The sequence below is a fragment of the Paenilisteria newyorkensis genome (assembly GCF_000766145.1).
Lineage (GTDB): Bacteria > Bacillota > Bacilli > Lactobacillales > Listeriaceae > Listeria_A > Listeria_A newyorkensis.
In genome coordinates, this window is the sequence record NZ_JNFB01000012.1 from 261329 (window position 1) to 277673 (window position 16345).

The following is a 16345-nucleotide window of genomic DNA, read 5'->3' on the forward strand; positions in this document are numbered from 1 at the left end:
TTTAGATGTATATTTCGGCAAGGACGAGACTTATTTTGGAGCAGCTTTTAATGAGCCATGAACCTGTGGCAACGGCGGATTTGGCGGAATATATGGATGTGAGTGAGCGGACAATTAGGCGCGATTTGAAGGAAGTGGAGGCTGTTCTTGGGTCGTACCAGTTGGCTTTGGAGCGCAAGGATGCGAAGCTTTCGGTGTTTGGCTCGGAATCTAGTCGCCAAGCTTTCAAGTGGCAATTGCTCGACCTTTCTTACAATGAATTCACACCGATGGAACGGCAGCAGTTTATTTTAAAAACGTTATTAAAGGAAAATGAACCGGTAAAATTGATCGCGTTGGCAAATGATCTCAATGTGACGATATCGACGGTCAGCAGTGATTTGACGAAGTTAGAGGACGAGCTAATTGGGCGTGCGGAGATTGAGCGCAAACGTGGATACGGCGTGAAATTGATGGCGGATGAAGTGATAAAACGGGCGCTTCTTAGTGATTTAATCGCGACGACGGGTTCTAAAAATTCACTGTTCCAATTGTTTCAGCAACAAAAGCAGGGTGAAATCGAAACGCTGGCGGATGATCGTTTGCTTGGTGTGATTGATAATGCGTTGATTCAAAAAGTGGAGGAGAATGTGCGGACGTGGCGCAAGGATTTGGCGTATGAGATTACGGATGAGGCGTATTTGACGCTCGTCGTGCACATTTCGATTTCGGTGGAACGGATGATTAGCGGGAATTATTTGCAGGAGATGAAGCCGGAACAGGAGTATTTTCGGAATTTTCCAGAATTTTCAGTGGCGAAAGAATTGCTGGCGGCTTGCTTGGGAATGGAGCCATTTGTCGTGCCGGATGGTGAAGCGCTTTACGTGACGATGCATATTCGCGGGGCCAAGGCGCAGGATGAGTCGGGGATTTTCTCGGGGAATGAGAATGTGCAGGCGGTGACGATTGCCAAACGACTGATTTCAAAAGTGGAGGCTGAGCTTGGTAGTAGGTTTCAGGAGGCGGCGTTACTTAGCGGTTTGACCGCGCATTTACGACCGGCGTTACGCAGACTGGATCAGAATATGCGGATTCACAATCCATTGATTAAAACGATTAAGCACGACTATCCGTCACTTTTCCAAATTGTGCGGGTGGCGTTTCGTGAGATTTACCAGCAAGCTGAGGTGCCGGATGAGGAAATTGGCTATTTGGTGTTGCATTTCGGGGCGGCGTTGTTGCAGAAAAATGAGAGTCGCGTGTTTTCGGGACTGGTCGTTTGTTCGAGCGGGATTGGAACGTCCAAAATGTTGGCGACGCGCTTGAAACAGGCGTTACCGCAGCTCAAGGATTTGCAGAATGTGTCATTGTTTGAGGTGTTGAATCAGCGGAATACGCGACATTTTGATGTGATTGTGTCGACGATTGATTTAGGAAAAGTGGATTTTGAATATTTTCTGGTGAGTCCGATGTTGACGGATCGGGAAATTTCGCAGGTCGAGGTTTTTTTGAAGCAGAAGGAAATGTTTGTGCCGCAAAAGGCGCCACGCGAGCAAGAGGAGCAGATGACGTTGCTTGAGGCGGTGCATCGTTTGGAAAGTCAGCAGGAGTATGTGAACACGGTTTTGGCGATTTTGAAAGGGTTTCAGGTCGCGAAAATGGAGGAGACGCAACACGATTTGGAAGATACGTTGCGCGCGGTTTGTATGGCGATGTTTGAGCAGGAGCGGGATATCCAAGTCGAGATATTGCTCCGGTCTTTGTTGGAACGGGAAAAGTGGAGTGGTTTCGGCATTCCAGAGACGCGGCTTGCGTTGTTTCATGTCCGAAATGAGTTTGTGCATCAGCCGGTTTTTCAGATTTTTTCGTTGCAGGATGCGGTCGATGTACCGGCGATGGGTGGCGGAAATGTGGCGGCGACGACCTTACTTGTTTTGCTAGCACCGGAAAAATTGGCGCCGCAGGGACTCGAAGTGATGAGTTTTATCAGTGCGATGGCGATTGAAAATGAGGACACGACGCGGTTGTTGGAATCGGGTAATGGTGCGGAAATCACTGCTTTTGTGATTAGTAGATTGAACCAATTTTTAGATGATATGAGGAGGAAATAGGGATGGTAGCATTGAATAATCAAGATATTGCGTTGAAACAGGCGTTTAGCACGAAGGAAGAGGCGATTACGGCCGCGGGACAATTGTTGGTGGATCAGGGTTACGTGGATGTGCCTTATATTGAGAAGATGAAAGAGCGTGACGCGATGACGACGACGTTTATCGGGAATATGGTGGCGATTCCGCATGGTACGGATGATTCGCGGGATATGATAAAAAACTCGGGAATCGTGATTTTGCAGGTGCCGGATGGTGTTTCGTTTGATGGCAATGAGGTGAAGGTTTTGATTGGTATTGCGGGTGCGGACGGCGAGCATATGGATTTACTGAGCAGTATCGCGATTGTGTGCTCGGAGGAAGAAAACGTGGCGCAAATCGTTGCTGCGGAGTCGAAGCAGGAGATTATTGACTTCTTTGAAGGGAGCGAAAGCGCATGATCGCTGTACATTTTGGAGCTGGAAATATTGGTCGCGGTTTTATTGGGCAACTGCTGCATGAGGCGAAATACCATGTCACGTTTGTGGACGTGAACAAGACGGTTGTGAACGCGCTGAACGAGAAAAAGCAATACAATGTGATTTTAGCGGATGATTCGCAGCAAGTGGATTTGATCACAGATGTGAGCGCGATTAATAGCCAGGAAAATCCGGAGCAGGTCATCGCTGCCATTTTGGAAACAGAGCTTGTAACGACGGCGGTTGGACCAACGATTTTACCGTTTATTGCGAAGACGTTGGTGGTTGCAATAAAAGCAAGAACGGCGATTCAAAAACCATTGATTATTATGGCGTGTGAAAATATGATCGGTGCCTCGGCGTCGCTTCAAGAGCGTGTTTACGCGGAGTTGACAGATGCTGAGAAAAAATATGCGGACGAATTCGTGTCATTCCCGAACGCTGCGGTGGACCGGATTGTGCCGAACCAAACGCACGATGACCCGCTGACTGTCCTAGTAGAGCCGTTTTATGAGTGGGTTGTTGAGAAAAGTGCGATTAAAGGCGCGGCGCCAGACGTTCCAGGAATCACTTACGTGGCCGATTTAACGCCGTATATTGAGCGCAAATTGTTCACGGTAAACACGGGTCACGCGGTAACGGCCTATATCGGTCATATGAAAAATATTGATTCCATTGAAGCGGCCATTCATAACGACAAAGTGCTATTCGCTGTTCGGAGCGCGCTCGAAGAAACTGGTGCGTTACTAGAAAAGAAATTCGACTTTGCGCATAAAGAACATCAAGCTTATATTGACAAAATTATTGAAAGATTCAAAAATCCTCACATTTCGGACTATGTATCCCGTGTTGGTCGTTCGCCAATGCGCAAATTAGGCCCAAATGACCGTTTTGTGCAGCCTGCGCGCCAATTTGTCGAAGCTTTTAACGAAACACCAAAAGCACTCGCAGATGCGATTGCAGCGGCTCTGCGATTCAACGATCCAGATGATACGGAAGCTGTAGAGTTACAAGCACTTGTTGCCGCTGTAGGACTTGAGAAAGCGATTGCGGACGTGACAGGAATCGAGAGTTACTCCAAATTATTTGAGAAAGTAAAAGATTCGTATTTAAAATTAGCTTGATATTGTGCGATATGATACACTCTTTTTAAAAGAGGGGGTGGCAACAGTGGAGCAATTAAAGCAAACAGTGCGTCAATTTGTCGAAGCGCGTGGCTGGGAAGGGCAATATGCCTTGCAAAAAGACTTAGCCTTGTCTCTGACGCTAGAAGCAAGCGAACTACTCGAATGTTTCCAATGGAAAACGAGTGAGGAGGCTGTGACGGCGAATCGCGCGGAAATTTTAGACGAGTTGGCAGATGTTTTTATTTATGCGATTCAGATGGCTGATGCGATGGATGTCAGCGTGGAAACAATCGTACAGGATAAGCTGGCGAAAAATGCAAGGAAATATCCGACAAAGAGTATCTGACTCAAAAAGGTACTCTTTGTTGTCTTTTTTTACTTTTTTTTTGGAAATGTTCACGGCTTCGTCATGGATTATATTTTTTAGACCTGATATACTAGAAGAGGATAGCTATAAACGATAAGGCGAATCTGAAAATCAACATTTAGGAAAGTGGGAAAAGAAATATGGGGAAAGTAACAATTGGTATTGATATTGGCACGGCTAATATTAGTATCTACTCAGACATGGAGAAAATGATTTTTCATGAGCCTACAGTTTTAGCATATGATACGAAAAAAGATAAAGTTCTGGAAATTGGCCATGAAGCGAAAGAGTTAGCAGAAAAGACACCGGGCTCGATTGTTGTGCTTAGTCCGTTACAAGGTGGTATTATTGCCGATTTTGATATGACATTACGATTGATGAAGAAAGTGGAAGGCCGTGTTAGCGCGGTTACCGGTAAGCGTTTTAAACAAATGGATTTGATTGTAGCACTACTTCCTGGGGCTACGAATATTGAACGTCAAGCGATTGGAGACATCTTGTTTTCACTGGGAGTCAAGTCGCTTTATTTTATAGAAGGATCGCTCGCTGCAACGATGGGCGCGGGTTTACCGTTCGAGAAACCGATTGCAAACGTGATTGTAGACATCGGCGCTGGCAAAATTTCAACATCGCTCGTTTCCTATGGCGGCATCGTTACGAGTGCCACATTGCGCAAATCGGGTGACGAACTCGACCGTGATATCGCCCAACTGGTTCGCAATAAATATAATGTATTGATTGGTTTAGAAACGGCGGAACAGGTGAAGTGGCAGTTGCATTGCGACACATCGTTGGTGGCAGAGAAGTCGATCGAGATTGAGGGGCGTGATTTAGTGACAGGTTTTCCAATCACGATTGAAGTACCAGCTACTGAATTCCAAGAAGAGATTGATGAATTTTTGAAACGCATTTTGAGCGTGGTTCAATCGACACTAGAAACGAGTCCTCCTGAACTGAGCGGTAATATCCGTGCAAGTGGCGTAACGCTGACAGGCGGTGGCTCACTACTGGAAGGTTTATCCGATTGGTTGCATAGCCAAATTATGGTGCCGGTTCATATGGCCCCAGCACCGTTCGAGTCCGTAGCGCTTGGAACGAGCATGGCAGGAGAACATTTAGATCGACTGATAAATATTGAAAAAGTAACGGCACGATAAAAAAGGAATTGAAACATAAGAAAAACCGGGAGATTTTTTATACAATCTCTCGGTTTTTTAGATGTAGAGTTGTTATTTTTTTAGTTTCGTATTTCCATACATAGTGACGGAATCTGGATTACTACTGAATCCATGTTTGCGATAAAAAAAGTCAGATGGATAGCCAATCTCAGTATCCAATGCGATATTTGGAATATCCTTTTGCGCCAAATCAGCCTTTACAAAATCCAAAAAGGCGCCACCAATCCCTTTACTCTGAAAGGCATTAGCAATATAAAAGGAATCTAAATGATACTGTACACCGCGAAACCACGGACGAATGAAGCCGAGGGAGGCCGCGATAACTGCACCAGTAGCGTCGAGCGTAAGATAGCCCTCAAAGGTATTCATAGCGAGTAAGCGATCAAAATAAAGCTTTATTTCTTCGTAGGTCAATACATCATTCCAAGGTTCATCGGTAAAAACATCGATATATAACTGGATTGCATCCTCAAGATACTGATTATCCCAAACAATAAAGCGTGTATCAATCATCGTAATCCTCCGTAGCAAACAATATTTGGTGATGCGATAAACTATCTATATGAATAAGAACGATTATTTTTTCTCTTGGAACGAATCATGAATAGGATGCCTAGCACGAAGAGAACAATGGATGCGAGACAAACGATAAAGCCAATGATTCCAACGATACTGAACGATACGCCAACACCAACGATGCCTAAAACAAGCAGGATTAAACCGATAAGTTTCATTCAAAAACTCCTTTCTTTATGTAGGTATGTAATCTATTATAGCGAAAAAAGTAAGAATTATTAAGAGACTTTTGTCATGAAATCAAAAATTTAATAGACTAAACAAGATATTAAACAGGGGCTAGCTATTTTGTCTATAATAAAGCTTTCGGTGTTAGTTTAAGCGATTCTTCCTCATTTTTGTTTAGTAATTAAAACTTTCTTTGCTTTCAGTCTGTATTCTCGGTAAGATGGAAAGGATTAAACGAGAAAAGGGGATAAGGCATGAAGGATTATATTGTGGACCGCTCTTACAAGGCGTCGATGGGGATAGCGAACGCGGTTTTAGTAACACTTGGCATGGGTTTATTATTGCAGACGATAGGGCAGATGATCGGTTTTACATGGTTAACAGAAATTGGAGCTGTCGGAAAATTATTATTGATTCCTGGGCTTGGCGTGGGGATTGCGATATGTCTTGGTGCGAATACGCTTGTCGTGATTAGCGCGGCTGCTGCGTCGGTTATTGGTGGAGGCGCGATATTAGCGCTTGAAAATGGTGGTTTTTCGATTATTGGCGGGGAACCGATTGGCGCGATTCTGGCTGTTATTGTGGCGGTTTGGGTCGGTAAACGTGTGACGGGTAAAACAAATTTTGATATGATTTTAATTCCTGCCGCAGCACTGCTTTCGGGCGGGATTAGCGGATTGTTGTTTTCAAAGATTATGGCGCCGGTTTTGACGTCGGTGAGTGGTGGCATTACGTCGCTTGTGGACGGGTCACCGATTCTTTCGTCGATGGTAATCGCGTTAGTGTTCGCGATTTTGATTCTGAGTCCGGCTTCATCGGCGGCACTGGCGATTGCTTTGCAGCTCGATCCGACGGCGAGTGCAGCGGCATTGATAGGCTGTTCGGTACAGTTTGTTTCTTTTGCAGTGCTAGGCTTCCGGGATAATAATTGGGGCGCGTTTTTTGCACAATTGATTTGCACGCCAAAATTGCAGACGCCAAATATCATTAAGCGACCGGCGGTGATGATTGTGCCACTTATTTCGGCGGTGATTGCAAGCCCAATCGGCGTACTTGTTTTCCATTTGCAAGCATCAGCAGAAGTGGCAGGGCTTGGTTTATGCGCCTTTGTTGCACCACTTTTCTTGATTGCGAATTACGGTTGGTTGTCTTTCGGTGCTTTCTTAATCGTCGCTGTTGTGATACCAGCAGTGATTGCACTCGTTGCTCGGCCATTCCTTTTGCGTTCGTCTTGGTTGCGGAGCGGGGATTTACGAGTCGAATTAGAATAACAAAAAAGAGGATGAAGTAGGAAGTGACCTGTTAAAGGGCCAGAACCTATTCATCCTCTTTCCTCGTGATGTGCCGGAATTTGCCTGAGTAATTGGTTTAAATAAATCGGAATACGATAGAATATCTAAAAATAGTTGGTAGATAGAATTGGAAAATCCAGATATTTACTAGACAACTTTGGACTAGTAGATATGACTAACGTGTAACTAAGTTTAGAATTCAATGGTTGAATACGAAACTTTTTCGCTAGCTATACTAAAAAGTGAGGTAAAACAATATTTTAATATAGTTGGAGCGACGTATCGAGATTCCGTATTCCTTGCCTTACGAGTGGATAAATCTCTTGACGCGACCTTTTCATTTACCGTGGTCTTCCTCAAGCTCCCGTAAAACTGACCAATTACTTAAAAACTTCCTTCACCAGACGATATCCGACTATAGCAAAGTTATGGTAACTCCATCCATACCGTCTATATGCACTAAAAGTGAGACAAAACATATAGACTCTCTCGCACGATATTCATTGAAAACAAATACCGCTTTCGTTAACGAGAATAGGGAAAAAGGAGAAACGAATAACTTGTGCAAACAATAATCGTTGGATAATCGAATTTCTTACTACGTTTCAAACATCCATCTTAAATACGGGCTGCTCCGACAATGTCATTGGTTAACTTACTAAACTGACCTTTGGCTCGTGTGGCTAATTTGTCCTTTTCACCTATAAGCTTTTCTTTCAGTCTATGCGATTCTGTCATCCAATCACCCTCTATCGCTTTGATACTATACATTAACCGCTTTTCGCAAAGTTAAAACATAAATAGTAAAAAATGATACATTCGGAATATGCTAAAGTGATTACGGATGGAAAAATGAGCTAATTTTTATGGACGAAAGTAATCGAAATTAGAGGAAAACCGCCATAAAAATGTCATCTACATACTCACCATTGATAATAAATTCGTTGTGAAGCTGGCCTTCTTTTTGGAAACCATGTTTCGTATAAAATTGGATGGCTTTTTCGTTTGTCGATAGGACGCGTAAAGAGATTTTTTTCTTGTTTTCGGCTTTGGCGATGCGGTACAGTTCTTTCATGAGTGCAGAGCCGACGCCGTGTTTTTGGAAATCGGGATGTACAGCGATGTCCAGTGTCCAAACATGTTCGTTACTTTTTAGTGGAATCGGTGAGTGATAGCCTAGAATGCCCGCGATTTTTCCATCGATTTCGGCAACGACTTTGGATGCTGGTGGGTTTTTTAGTAGGTATTCGGATTCGGTATTGTAATGGGTTTCACCGGGTGTTGTTTCGGCTGTCCAAACGAGATGCTCGAGTTCAATCATTCCCGCAGCATCTTGTTTCGTTGATTTTCTGATTAACATAATAAAACCTCTTTTCTAGTCGCGTTTCGCATATTTTAAGGATGTTTTCCAAGTTTTGAATAGGCCGTCGTTTGTATAAAGAAGTACGTTGCCGCGGTAAAGTCGGATCGCTAGCCAGAACGCGAGGGCGTTGGTTAGGGCAAGGATGCCGAGCGAGATGAAGATACCAGTGGCATCAACGGCGAGCAGGTCCATCCGGGCAAGCATCATCATCGGTGAGAACGTCGGCACGTAAGAACCGATCACGACGAGCATGTTATTCGGTGCATTAGCGGCTGCAATCGAGCCCCAGTAGCCAATGATGGCAAACATTGTCATCGGATACATGAACTGCGATACGGTTTCGACATTTGGTGCCATCGAGCCGATAATCGCAGAGAGCAGGATATAGAGTAGCAAGCCAAGGACGACGAATAGCAGGTTTAGAATGAGATAATACGTCGGGAACTGGGCGAGTTGGTCCAGAATTCCTTGAATCATCTCGGTGTTTTTACCGCCAATCATGACGACCGCAATACAGAGTCCGTAAAAGGCAATCTGGGTGAGCAACATGAGTAGAATCGCGGTCAATTTCGCCATTAAATGGGTGGTTGACGAGACGCTGGATAAAATGATTTCCATAATCCGTGTGCCTTTTTCGTTCGCGATTTCTGCTGCCACAATGCTGGCGTAACTCATCACGAAGATAAAAATCACGAGTGTCAGCATCAAAATCGCTGCGCTCATCGCTTCTTTTTGGCTGTTGGTTAATTGATCGTTGGATAGCAACTCGTTCTTGACTGGAACTGGTGTGGTGAGGCTCGCGAGTTGTTTTTCTGTAATGTTGTATTCTTTGATTTTCTGCTGCAAGGTCACGCTGGTTATGTCGTTTTGTAAGGCGGTGATGAGGGCGTTTCCTGCGGTTTCTTGGGATGTGTAAACGGCTTTGACTTCGTTGCCCAGTGGCGCGATCGTTACGAAGCCTTCGATATCACCAGCTGTCAGTGCTTTTTTTGCTGCCTTCTCGGTTTCGATTTTTTTGTCGACTTTGAAATTGGCTTTATCTGCGGCAATGGCCATGGAGAAAGCTGGATTTTCAGAGATGACGGCGATTTTTGTAGGTTCGTCACCGCCGCCGAAGTAGTCGACGATTTTTGGCAGGGCAAAGATTGCCGCGCCGATAAGTAGTGGGAGAAGTAGGGAGATTAGGAATGATTTCGTTTTGACGCGGCGTTTGTAGACTTGTGATGTGATGACCCAGAATTTACTCATTCGTCTCACCTGCTTTCCATTTAAAAATTTCTTCGAGTGTTGGTGGCTCTAGGCTAAACATTGGAATGAAGCCGTCTTTCGTGACAAAATCGAACACGGTATTGGCATCGGATTCTTCTGCTAAGTGGACGATTCGAATGCCTTTGTGGTTCTCGATTTGCGTGACGCCAGGTAAGGCGGCTAGCGCTTCTGTTGGATGCGGTGCGTCAAGCATGATGCGTTTGCGCCCAAAACTGTTTTTGACGTCTTTGGATTTGCCGCGTAACACGGTTTTGCCTTGTTTTAGCATCACGAGCGAGTCGCATAATTCATCGACATTTTCCATGCGATGACTTGAGAAAATAATTGTTGCGCCGTCTGCTTTGAGATCGAAAACGAATTTCTTCAGGATTTCGGCGTTGACAGGATCGAGGCCGCTGAATGGTTCGTCGAGAATAACTAGCTTGGGACGGTGAATAATTGTGCTGATCAGTTGAATTTTTTGCTGATTCCCTTTGGATAGCGTTTTGACGAGATCGGTCTTTTTGCCGACGATTTCCGCGCGTTCCATCCAAAGATCGATTTCTGGCTTGATTTTAGCGCGAGAATAGCCTTTTAACTCTGCGAAAAAGGTGATTTGATCCTCAATCGTGACGTTTGGATAAAGGCCGCGTTCTTCTGGAAGATAGCCGATGATGTCGGTGTTTATTTTGGTGATGTCCTGGTTATCCCAGAGAATTTCGCCGCTATTTGGACGTAAAAAATTAAGAATAAGGCGGAATGTGGTTGTTTTTCCAGCTCCGTTTTGGCCGATTAAACCGAGAATTTCGCCTTCATTAATCTGGAAATGTAAATCATCGACGGCTGTTTTTGCGCCGAATTGTTTGGACACGTTATTGACTTGTAGCATGTGGGTATCAGCTCCTTTTTTGGTTTACAGTAGTTCTTCTTTTTGATGTGTTCTTTCGTTAATATAGGCGTCGAGCATCTGCCAGTCGCGCAATGTCGGGTTGGTATTCCAGACGAGTTGTGGGACGGTGCTATGAGGTAGCGGCAGGTCCGTAATGATGAAATCGGCTTGTGGATGCCCGCTACCAACGATGATAAGTTGCTGCGCGGAATAGCGTGAGCGAATCGTTTTCTTCACAAGATCCTCCCATAAAAAACCGTTCTGTGAGAAAATTTTCGCGGTTAAACTTGCTGGTCGCGTGGTGCGTTCCATGGCGGTTTGGATGCTAATTCCAATGCGATACATCAGGACATCATGGTTCTCGCGTAAATAGGCGTAAATGGATTCCTTGGCAAACGTTTGAAAAATAGTCGCAATCTGCTTCTCTAAATCAGGGGATAAAATGTGCTCTTCCTTAATCAAAAAACGCTCTTGTGCTAGGAAAAGCGGACTTTCGACGGCATGAAACATGGAAAAGGTATCAATGAGACTAACCATTAAATCGTCCGCATCCCAGCCAATCTTCGGCAAAATATTGAAAATTGTTTCCACAAGCCGATACGTTACTGGATTGATTTCTTTGCATGTTTCGATGCGCGCTGTTCTAGATTTTTCAGAATTGTAGGATTTAGAACAAAAGAAAATGCAGGACAAGATGAAAATCGATTCGGATTCTGAAATCTCGATATGTGTCGTATCGGCCAAGATTTGAAAAGCTTCCGCGAGATTGTTGCGTTTATTATATGCTTCCCACGTGCGCGTCGTTCTTTCACCGCGCGGGTCGATGGGATAACCGCGTTTGATGCGAGTCAAGGAAAGTCCCACCCAAGCCGCGTATTGAATTTTGGCAGCGGGGGAGAAATAGATATCTAATTTTCGCATAATATCTTCAATAAAGCCATCGATAATTTCCCAGTGGATGCCCATGAAAAACAAGTCTTGGGCGGGGTAGGCGTTAAAGAATAGGTCGTAAAATAGGAAACGGATTTGCGATTCTTTGCCAATGAGGTGGAGTGGCTTATTCTCGAGTTGGAGGTGAATCGACTTTAAATAGCGGTGAACAGGCGTTAATTTACGGTAGATGGTTGCGGGACTTACAAAATTTTCTTGACACCAAGCCGCGAGTGAAATCTCTTTTTCATCGTAAATATCATAGCAAAGCCGGAATAAATAGGTTTCTGAGAAGAAGGCGGAAAATAGGTGAATAAAGTTCTCATCTATTGGTTTTTCTAATAGGATGCCCTCGGTTGTATTGATAAGTTGCCATTTTTCGGGTAGCGTGTTTTCTAGATTTTTAATATCGCGAGCGAGTGTTTTTTTGGAACAGCGCACGATTTTGCAAATTTCTTGGCGATCCCAGATTTTATGGTCAGATAAAAGGACTTTAATGATGCGTAATTGGCGTTCTTTATCTTTTTCTAAAATACCGTTCATGGTGACATCATCCTTCCTCGGTTTATCAAACTTCTTATTTTTGCTGTTCTTCAAAGTCAACTTTGAGAGAGTATCCTCTTTTTTAGTTGGTTTATATGGTTTACAATGAATAGAGATACCAATAAGCGAAAAAAGCAGGTAATAACTATGATTTTAAACAATGATCGCGTAGCAGATGAGATTTATGCTTCTATAAAAACGGCGGTTCTTTGCCAAAAATATAAAATTGGTGACACGATTGAGGTGCAGAATTTGGCAGCTGAATTTGGCGTGTCGAGTCATATTGCAGAGCAGGCACTCCAATTATTATGTCAAAGAGGACTGCTGAATCAGCTTACGACCGATATGTATGACGTGAAGGAAACGCATACCAAAGAATTTTATTACTCAGGTCGGTTCCAAATCATGTTTTTGAATATGGAATATATTATCCAGCGATTGAAAGAAACGAATGTTCCGATTGTAAAAAGTCCACTCATTATACATGTGGAGGCGATGAAGGACGGGGTTCAGAATCGCGATTATACAGCTTATATTGATGCATGTGAGGGATTCTATTTAGAACTTTGCAAACAGGCGAGTATGAGCATTTTAGGTAAAAGTTTGAGAACAATCAATGAGCAGTTAACCGCGTTTGATGACATATTTGGTAAGAAGTTTTTGTTGACGTCATCTATGTGTACGGTTGAAGCTGTGGAACTTATTTTGGTTGCGCTGGAAGATCGCGATTACGAGCGGGCAATCAGTGTTGTGCAGCAACTGTATCATTATTATATTTCCTTGTTGGTGGATTAGGCTTGCTCCTTTTAATAGTAGCGCTTTCGGCGAGATAATGCCATTAAAAAATTCGATTTGCTAGGAAAAATTTAATTTGGAGATAAAACGGCTTTTTGATGTGGGAGGACTGCATTGGAAAGCTGTTTTTTGATGTTGGGAAAATTGGATGAAATACAGGGGAAACCACTTTTAAACCTCGTCTATTAGTGGTTTTTGTTTTGGTGATGGATGTATTGGGAAGTGGCTTCCTGACTGGATTTCTATCGCAAGTGTTCGATAAGTCGTTATTTTTCAAGGGTTTCCATTCGTTTTTCGCTATTTTTTATGCTAGAATTTAATGGTAGAAGAAGATGCAAAAGATGATGGGGGCGTATAGGATGAAAGTCAGTATTTTTTCGACGTGTCTTGTGGACATGATGTTTCCGAATGTTGGGATTGCGATGGTGGAATGTTTGGAACGGCTGGGATGTGAGACGGATTTCCCTGAGTCGCAGGTGTGTTGTGGACAACCTACTTATAACAGCGGTTACATGGAGAAGACGCGGGCTACGTTGATTAATCAGTTGAAGGCGTTTAAGGATTCGGAATATGTCGTTGGACCATCGGGATCGTGCGTTGGTATGATGCGTGAGTATGCGGAGATTTTTAAGGGTGATCCGGAATATGCGGATGCGGCGCGGGAACTGGGCGAGAAAACCTATGAATTTTCGCAGTTTTTATATCATGTGTTGGGCGTGACGGATGTTGGCGCGACGCTTGAGGGCAAGGCTACATATCATCGTTCGTGCCATATGACGCGGATTTTGGGTGAGAAAGAGGCGCCGTATGCGTTGCTTGCGGAGGTGCGCGGATTGGAATTAGTACCGTTACCACACGTGGAAAATTGTTGCGGGTTTGGCGGGACTTTTTCGGTGAAGATGCCGGCGATTTCGGAGCAGATGGTGGAGGAAAAAATGGCGGATGTTGTAGCGACGGATGCGGAGATTTTGATCAGCGCGGATATGGGTTGCTTGATGAATATTGGCGGAAAGTTTAATCGTGAGGGCAAGGAAATCAAGATTATGCATATCGCGGAAGTGTTGAATAGTAACGTCACAAAGCCTGTTCGGGCGACTGTTTAAGGGGGATTTTTGAAAATGGGACTATCGACGAGTACGAAGGATTTTGATACGCGGGTGAAGGAGAGTCTGGACGACGCGTTTATGCAAAAAGCGGTTGCCAAGGCGCAGGATGACCAGTGGGTGAAACGGGAAACGTCGCGGGAGAACTTGGGCAACTGGGAAGAGTGGCGTGATCTCGGGGAGCAGATTCGGCAGCATACGCTTGAGAACTTGGATTATTATTTGGAGCAGTTTAGTGATAATGTGACGAAGAACGGTGGAAAAGTGTTTTTTGCGTCGACAGAACAGGAGGCGACGGATTATGTGAAAGACGTGATTCGGCAGAAAAATGCGAAGAAAATCGTGAAGTCGAAATCGATGGTGACGACGGAGATTGATTTGGATCGGTTGCTGCTTGAGATGGACGGGGTTTCGGTGATGGAGACGGATCTCGCGGAATTTATTTTGCAGATGGATGATTGGGATGAGCCGTCGCATATTGTTTTTCCGGATATACATAAGAACCGGGAGCAGATTCGGCTGGTTTTTAAGGAGAAGCTGGGGTATGACGGGGACAATGAGCCGGAGCATATGGCGCGGTTTGCACGTGAGGTGTTGCGGGAATTTTTCCTGGATGCGGATGTCGGGATTACGGGTTGTAATTTTGCGATTGCGAGCAGTGGCATGGTGAATTTGGTGACGAATGAGGGGAACGCGGATTTGTGCGAGAGCATTCCGGATACGCAGGTTGTGTTGATGGGGATGGAGCGCATTGTGCCGAATATGGCGGACGCGGAAGTAATGGATAACTTGTTGTCGCGCAGTGCGGTCGGGCAGAGTTTGACGAGTTACATTACTTTTTCGGGGCCAAAATTGACGGAGGAATCGGATGGACCAGATGATTTTCATGTGGTGATTTTGGATAATAAACGTTCGGAGGCGCTGGGTACGGAGTTTCAGTCGGTGTTGCAATGTATTCGCTGCGGATCGTGTTTGAATGTGTGCCCGGTGTATCGGACGATTGGCGGACATGGTTATGGCTCGATTTATCCGGGTCCGATTGGCGCGGTGCTCTCGCCTGTACTTGGCGGTTACGAACAGTTTGGCGAGTTGCCTTACGCGTCGAGTTTGTGCGGTGCTTGTACGGATACGTGCCCTGTCAAAATTCCACTTCACGGTTTGTTGATCGAGCATCGGCGGGTGATGACGGATGAGCTGAAAATGGGACACGGTTTCGTGGATCAGCAAATGCGCTTTATCGCTAAGGCTACCTCGTCGCCGTTCTTGTTTAAGCAGGCGCTCAAATTTGGACATGTTGGTCTGGGTGTACTTGGTGCGAAACCGTCTACTACGACGGAAAATTTGTATCAGTATGGCGGTTTTATTAACGGTGGATTTGGTTTGATTAAAGGCTGGACGAGTGTGCGCGATTTGCCGAGACCGCCGAAAGAGCGCGATAATTTCCGATCATGGTATAAAAATCGGGAGCAGGGAGGTGCAGCGAAATGACAGCGACGGATAATCGGGAAGCATTTTTGAATGGGATTGCGGAGAAATTAGGCCGGGAACGGCGTCGGACAGGTGTGGTGAGACCAGAGCGCGTGCACACGATTGCAGATACGACGCTCACTGGGAAACCGCAGGACGAGTTGCTTGCGATTGCGAAAGAAGCTTGTTCGCGGATTCATACCGATGTGGTGGAAACGCCCGTCGCAGAACTTGCGGCGCACATCGAAAAAATCGCTACCAATTATGGTAACGAGTCGGTGCTTATTGCGGATGATCCACGTTTCGCGGAATTCGGATTGCAAAATTTAGCGGATAATGCATGGGACAATTGCGCGGTTTCGATTTGGAAAGAAGGGCGTGAGAATCGTGCGGCGAATATTGCGACGGCGGCAGACGCGAATATTGCGATTGCCTTCGCAGAGTTTCTCCTTGCTGAGAGTGGATCGGTCGTTGTGGAGTCGAGTCCGAAACAAGGCCGGACGCTTCATTTTTTACCAGTGCATTACATCGCGATTGTTCCAAAAAGCAAGATTGTACCGCGTTCCACACAAGCCGCAGACTATTATGATGCGCGTATTGCGAGCGGTCAGGAAATCGGTTCTTCCATCAACTTCATCTCAGGCCCGTCAAACTCCGGCGATATCGAGATGCAGCTTGTTGTCGGTGTTCATGGCCCGATTAGCGTTACGTATATTGTAGTAACAGATAAATAGGTCGAATAGAAAGTCATGTT

Annotated in this window: 16 protein-coding genes; 10 read left to right on the plus strand and 6 right to left on the minus strand. The window is 45.0% G+C overall.

What is annotated here, in order from left to right; genetic code table 11:
• Window positions 1-5 precede the first annotated feature (5 nt).
• The 5 genes from EP58_RS05775 to mreB all read left to right on the plus strand — a co-directional run bounded on the left by EP58_RS05775 (window position 6) and on the right by mreB (window position 5196).
• On the plus strand, window positions 6-2090 hold the full coding sequence (locus EP58_RS05775; protein ID WP_036091163.1) for a BglG family transcription antiterminator: 2085 nt from the start codon (window positions 6-8) through the stop codon (window positions 2088-2090).
• Window positions 2091-2092: 2 nt separating this feature from the next.
• Window positions 2093-2527 carry a PTS mannitol transporter subunit IIA gene (locus tag EP58_RS05780; protein ID WP_036091166.1) on the plus strand — a complete coding sequence of 145 codons (435 nt, stop codon included), beginning with the start codon at window positions 2093-2095 and terminating at the stop codon, window positions 2525-2527.
• Window positions 2524-3669: a mannitol-1-phosphate 5-dehydrogenase gene (locus tag EP58_RS05785; protein WP_036091168.1), complete on the plus strand. Its 1146-nt coding sequence runs from the start codon at window positions 2524-2526 to the stop codon at window positions 3667-3669. The genes EP58_RS05780 and EP58_RS05785 overlap by 4 nt, the downstream gene beginning before the upstream one ends.
• Before the next feature lie 46 nt (window positions 3670-3715).
• Window positions 3716-4018: a nucleotide pyrophosphohydrolase gene (locus EP58_RS05790; protein WP_036091170.1), complete on the plus strand. Its 303-nt coding sequence runs from the start codon at window positions 3716-3718 to the stop codon at window positions 4016-4018.
• A 161-nt stretch (window positions 4019-4179) separates the two neighbouring features.
• Complete coding sequence (gene mreB, locus EP58_RS05795; protein WP_036091172.1) at window positions 4180-5196, plus strand: rod shape-determining protein; 1017 nt, start codon at window positions 4180-4182, stop codon at window positions 5194-5196.
• A 72-nt stretch (window positions 5197-5268) separates the two neighbouring features.
• Here the strand turns inward: mreB and EP58_RS05800 are convergent, their stop codons facing one another.
• Together EP58_RS05800 and EP58_RS05805 are read right to left on the minus strand one after the other, a co-directional pair.
• Window positions 5269-5730 carry a GNAT family N-acetyltransferase gene (locus EP58_RS05800; protein ID WP_052165019.1) on the minus strand — a complete coding sequence of 154 codons (462 nt, stop codon included), beginning with the start codon at window positions 5728-5730 and terminating at the stop codon, window positions 5269-5271.
• A gap of 41 nt (window positions 5731-5771) precedes the next feature.
• Window positions 5772-5951, minus strand: coding sequence for a hypothetical protein (locus tag EP58_RS05805; RefSeq protein ID WP_036091175.1), 180 nt, complete (start codon window positions 5949-5951; stop codon window positions 5772-5774).
• A gap of 264 nt (window positions 5952-6215) precedes the next feature.
• Here EP58_RS05805 and EP58_RS05810 point away from each other — a divergent pair, with 264 nt between their 5' ends.
• Window positions 6216-7232 carry a PTS sugar transporter subunit IIC gene (locus EP58_RS05810; RefSeq protein WP_036091177.1) on the plus strand — a complete coding sequence of 339 codons (1017 nt, stop codon included), beginning with the start codon at window positions 6216-6218 and terminating at the stop codon, window positions 7230-7232.
• A gap of 907 nt (window positions 7233-8139) precedes the next feature.
• On the opposite strand, the gene EP58_RS05815 is transcribed toward EP58_RS05810, so the two are convergent.
• The 4 genes from EP58_RS05815 to EP58_RS05830 are packed head-to-tail and all read right to left on the minus strand — an operon-like array spanning window position 8140 to window position 12226.
• On the minus strand, window positions 8140-8613 hold the full coding sequence (locus EP58_RS05815; protein WP_036091180.1) for a GNAT family N-acetyltransferase: 474 nt from the start codon (window positions 8611-8613) through the stop codon (window positions 8140-8142).
• Between the two features lie 15 nt (window positions 8614-8628).
• Window positions 8629-9864 (minus strand): ABC transporter permease, encoded by a 1236-nt coding sequence (locus EP58_RS05820; RefSeq protein WP_036091183.1) that lies wholly within the window; start codon window positions 9862-9864, stop codon window positions 8629-8631.
• Window positions 9857-10753 (minus strand): ABC transporter ATP-binding protein, encoded by an 897-nt coding sequence (locus EP58_RS05825; protein WP_036091185.1) that lies wholly within the window; start codon window positions 10751-10753, stop codon window positions 9857-9859. The genes EP58_RS05820 and EP58_RS05825 overlap by 8 nt, the downstream gene beginning before the upstream one ends.
• Window positions 10754-10777: 24 nt before the next feature.
• Entirely contained in the window at window positions 10778-12226 is a 1449-nt protein-coding gene (locus EP58_RS05830) for an AcpB/EbpR/MafR family transcriptional regulator (protein WP_036132911.1), read from the minus strand.
• 147 nt (window positions 12227-12373) lie between these two features.
• Between EP58_RS05830 and EP58_RS05835 the strand changes: the two genes are divergently transcribed.
• The 4 genes from EP58_RS05835 to EP58_RS05850 all read left to right on the plus strand — a co-directional run bounded on the left by EP58_RS05835 (window position 12374) and on the right by EP58_RS05850 (window position 16325).
• Window positions 12374-13021 (plus strand): GntR family transcriptional regulator, encoded by a 648-nt coding sequence (locus tag EP58_RS05835; RefSeq protein ID WP_036091190.1) that lies wholly within the window; start codon window positions 12374-12376, stop codon window positions 13019-13021.
• 359 nt (window positions 13022-13380) lie between these two features.
• Window positions 13381-14124, plus strand: a complete 744-nt coding sequence (locus EP58_RS05840) for a (Fe-S)-binding protein (RefSeq protein WP_036091192.1) — start codon at window positions 13381-13383, stop codon at window positions 14122-14124.
• Between the two features lie 15 nt (window positions 14125-14139).
• A complete protein-coding gene (locus EP58_RS05845) occupies window positions 14140-15612 on the plus strand; it encodes a LutB/LldF family L-lactate oxidation iron-sulfur protein (RefSeq protein WP_036091194.1) in 1473 nt (490 codons plus the stop codon).
• A complete protein-coding gene (locus EP58_RS05850; protein ID WP_036091197.1) occupies window positions 15609-16325 on the plus strand; it encodes a LutC/YkgG family protein in 717 nt (238 codons plus the stop codon). The genes EP58_RS05845 and EP58_RS05850 overlap by 4 nt, the downstream gene beginning before the upstream one ends.
• Window positions 16326-16345 lie beyond the last annotated feature (20 nt).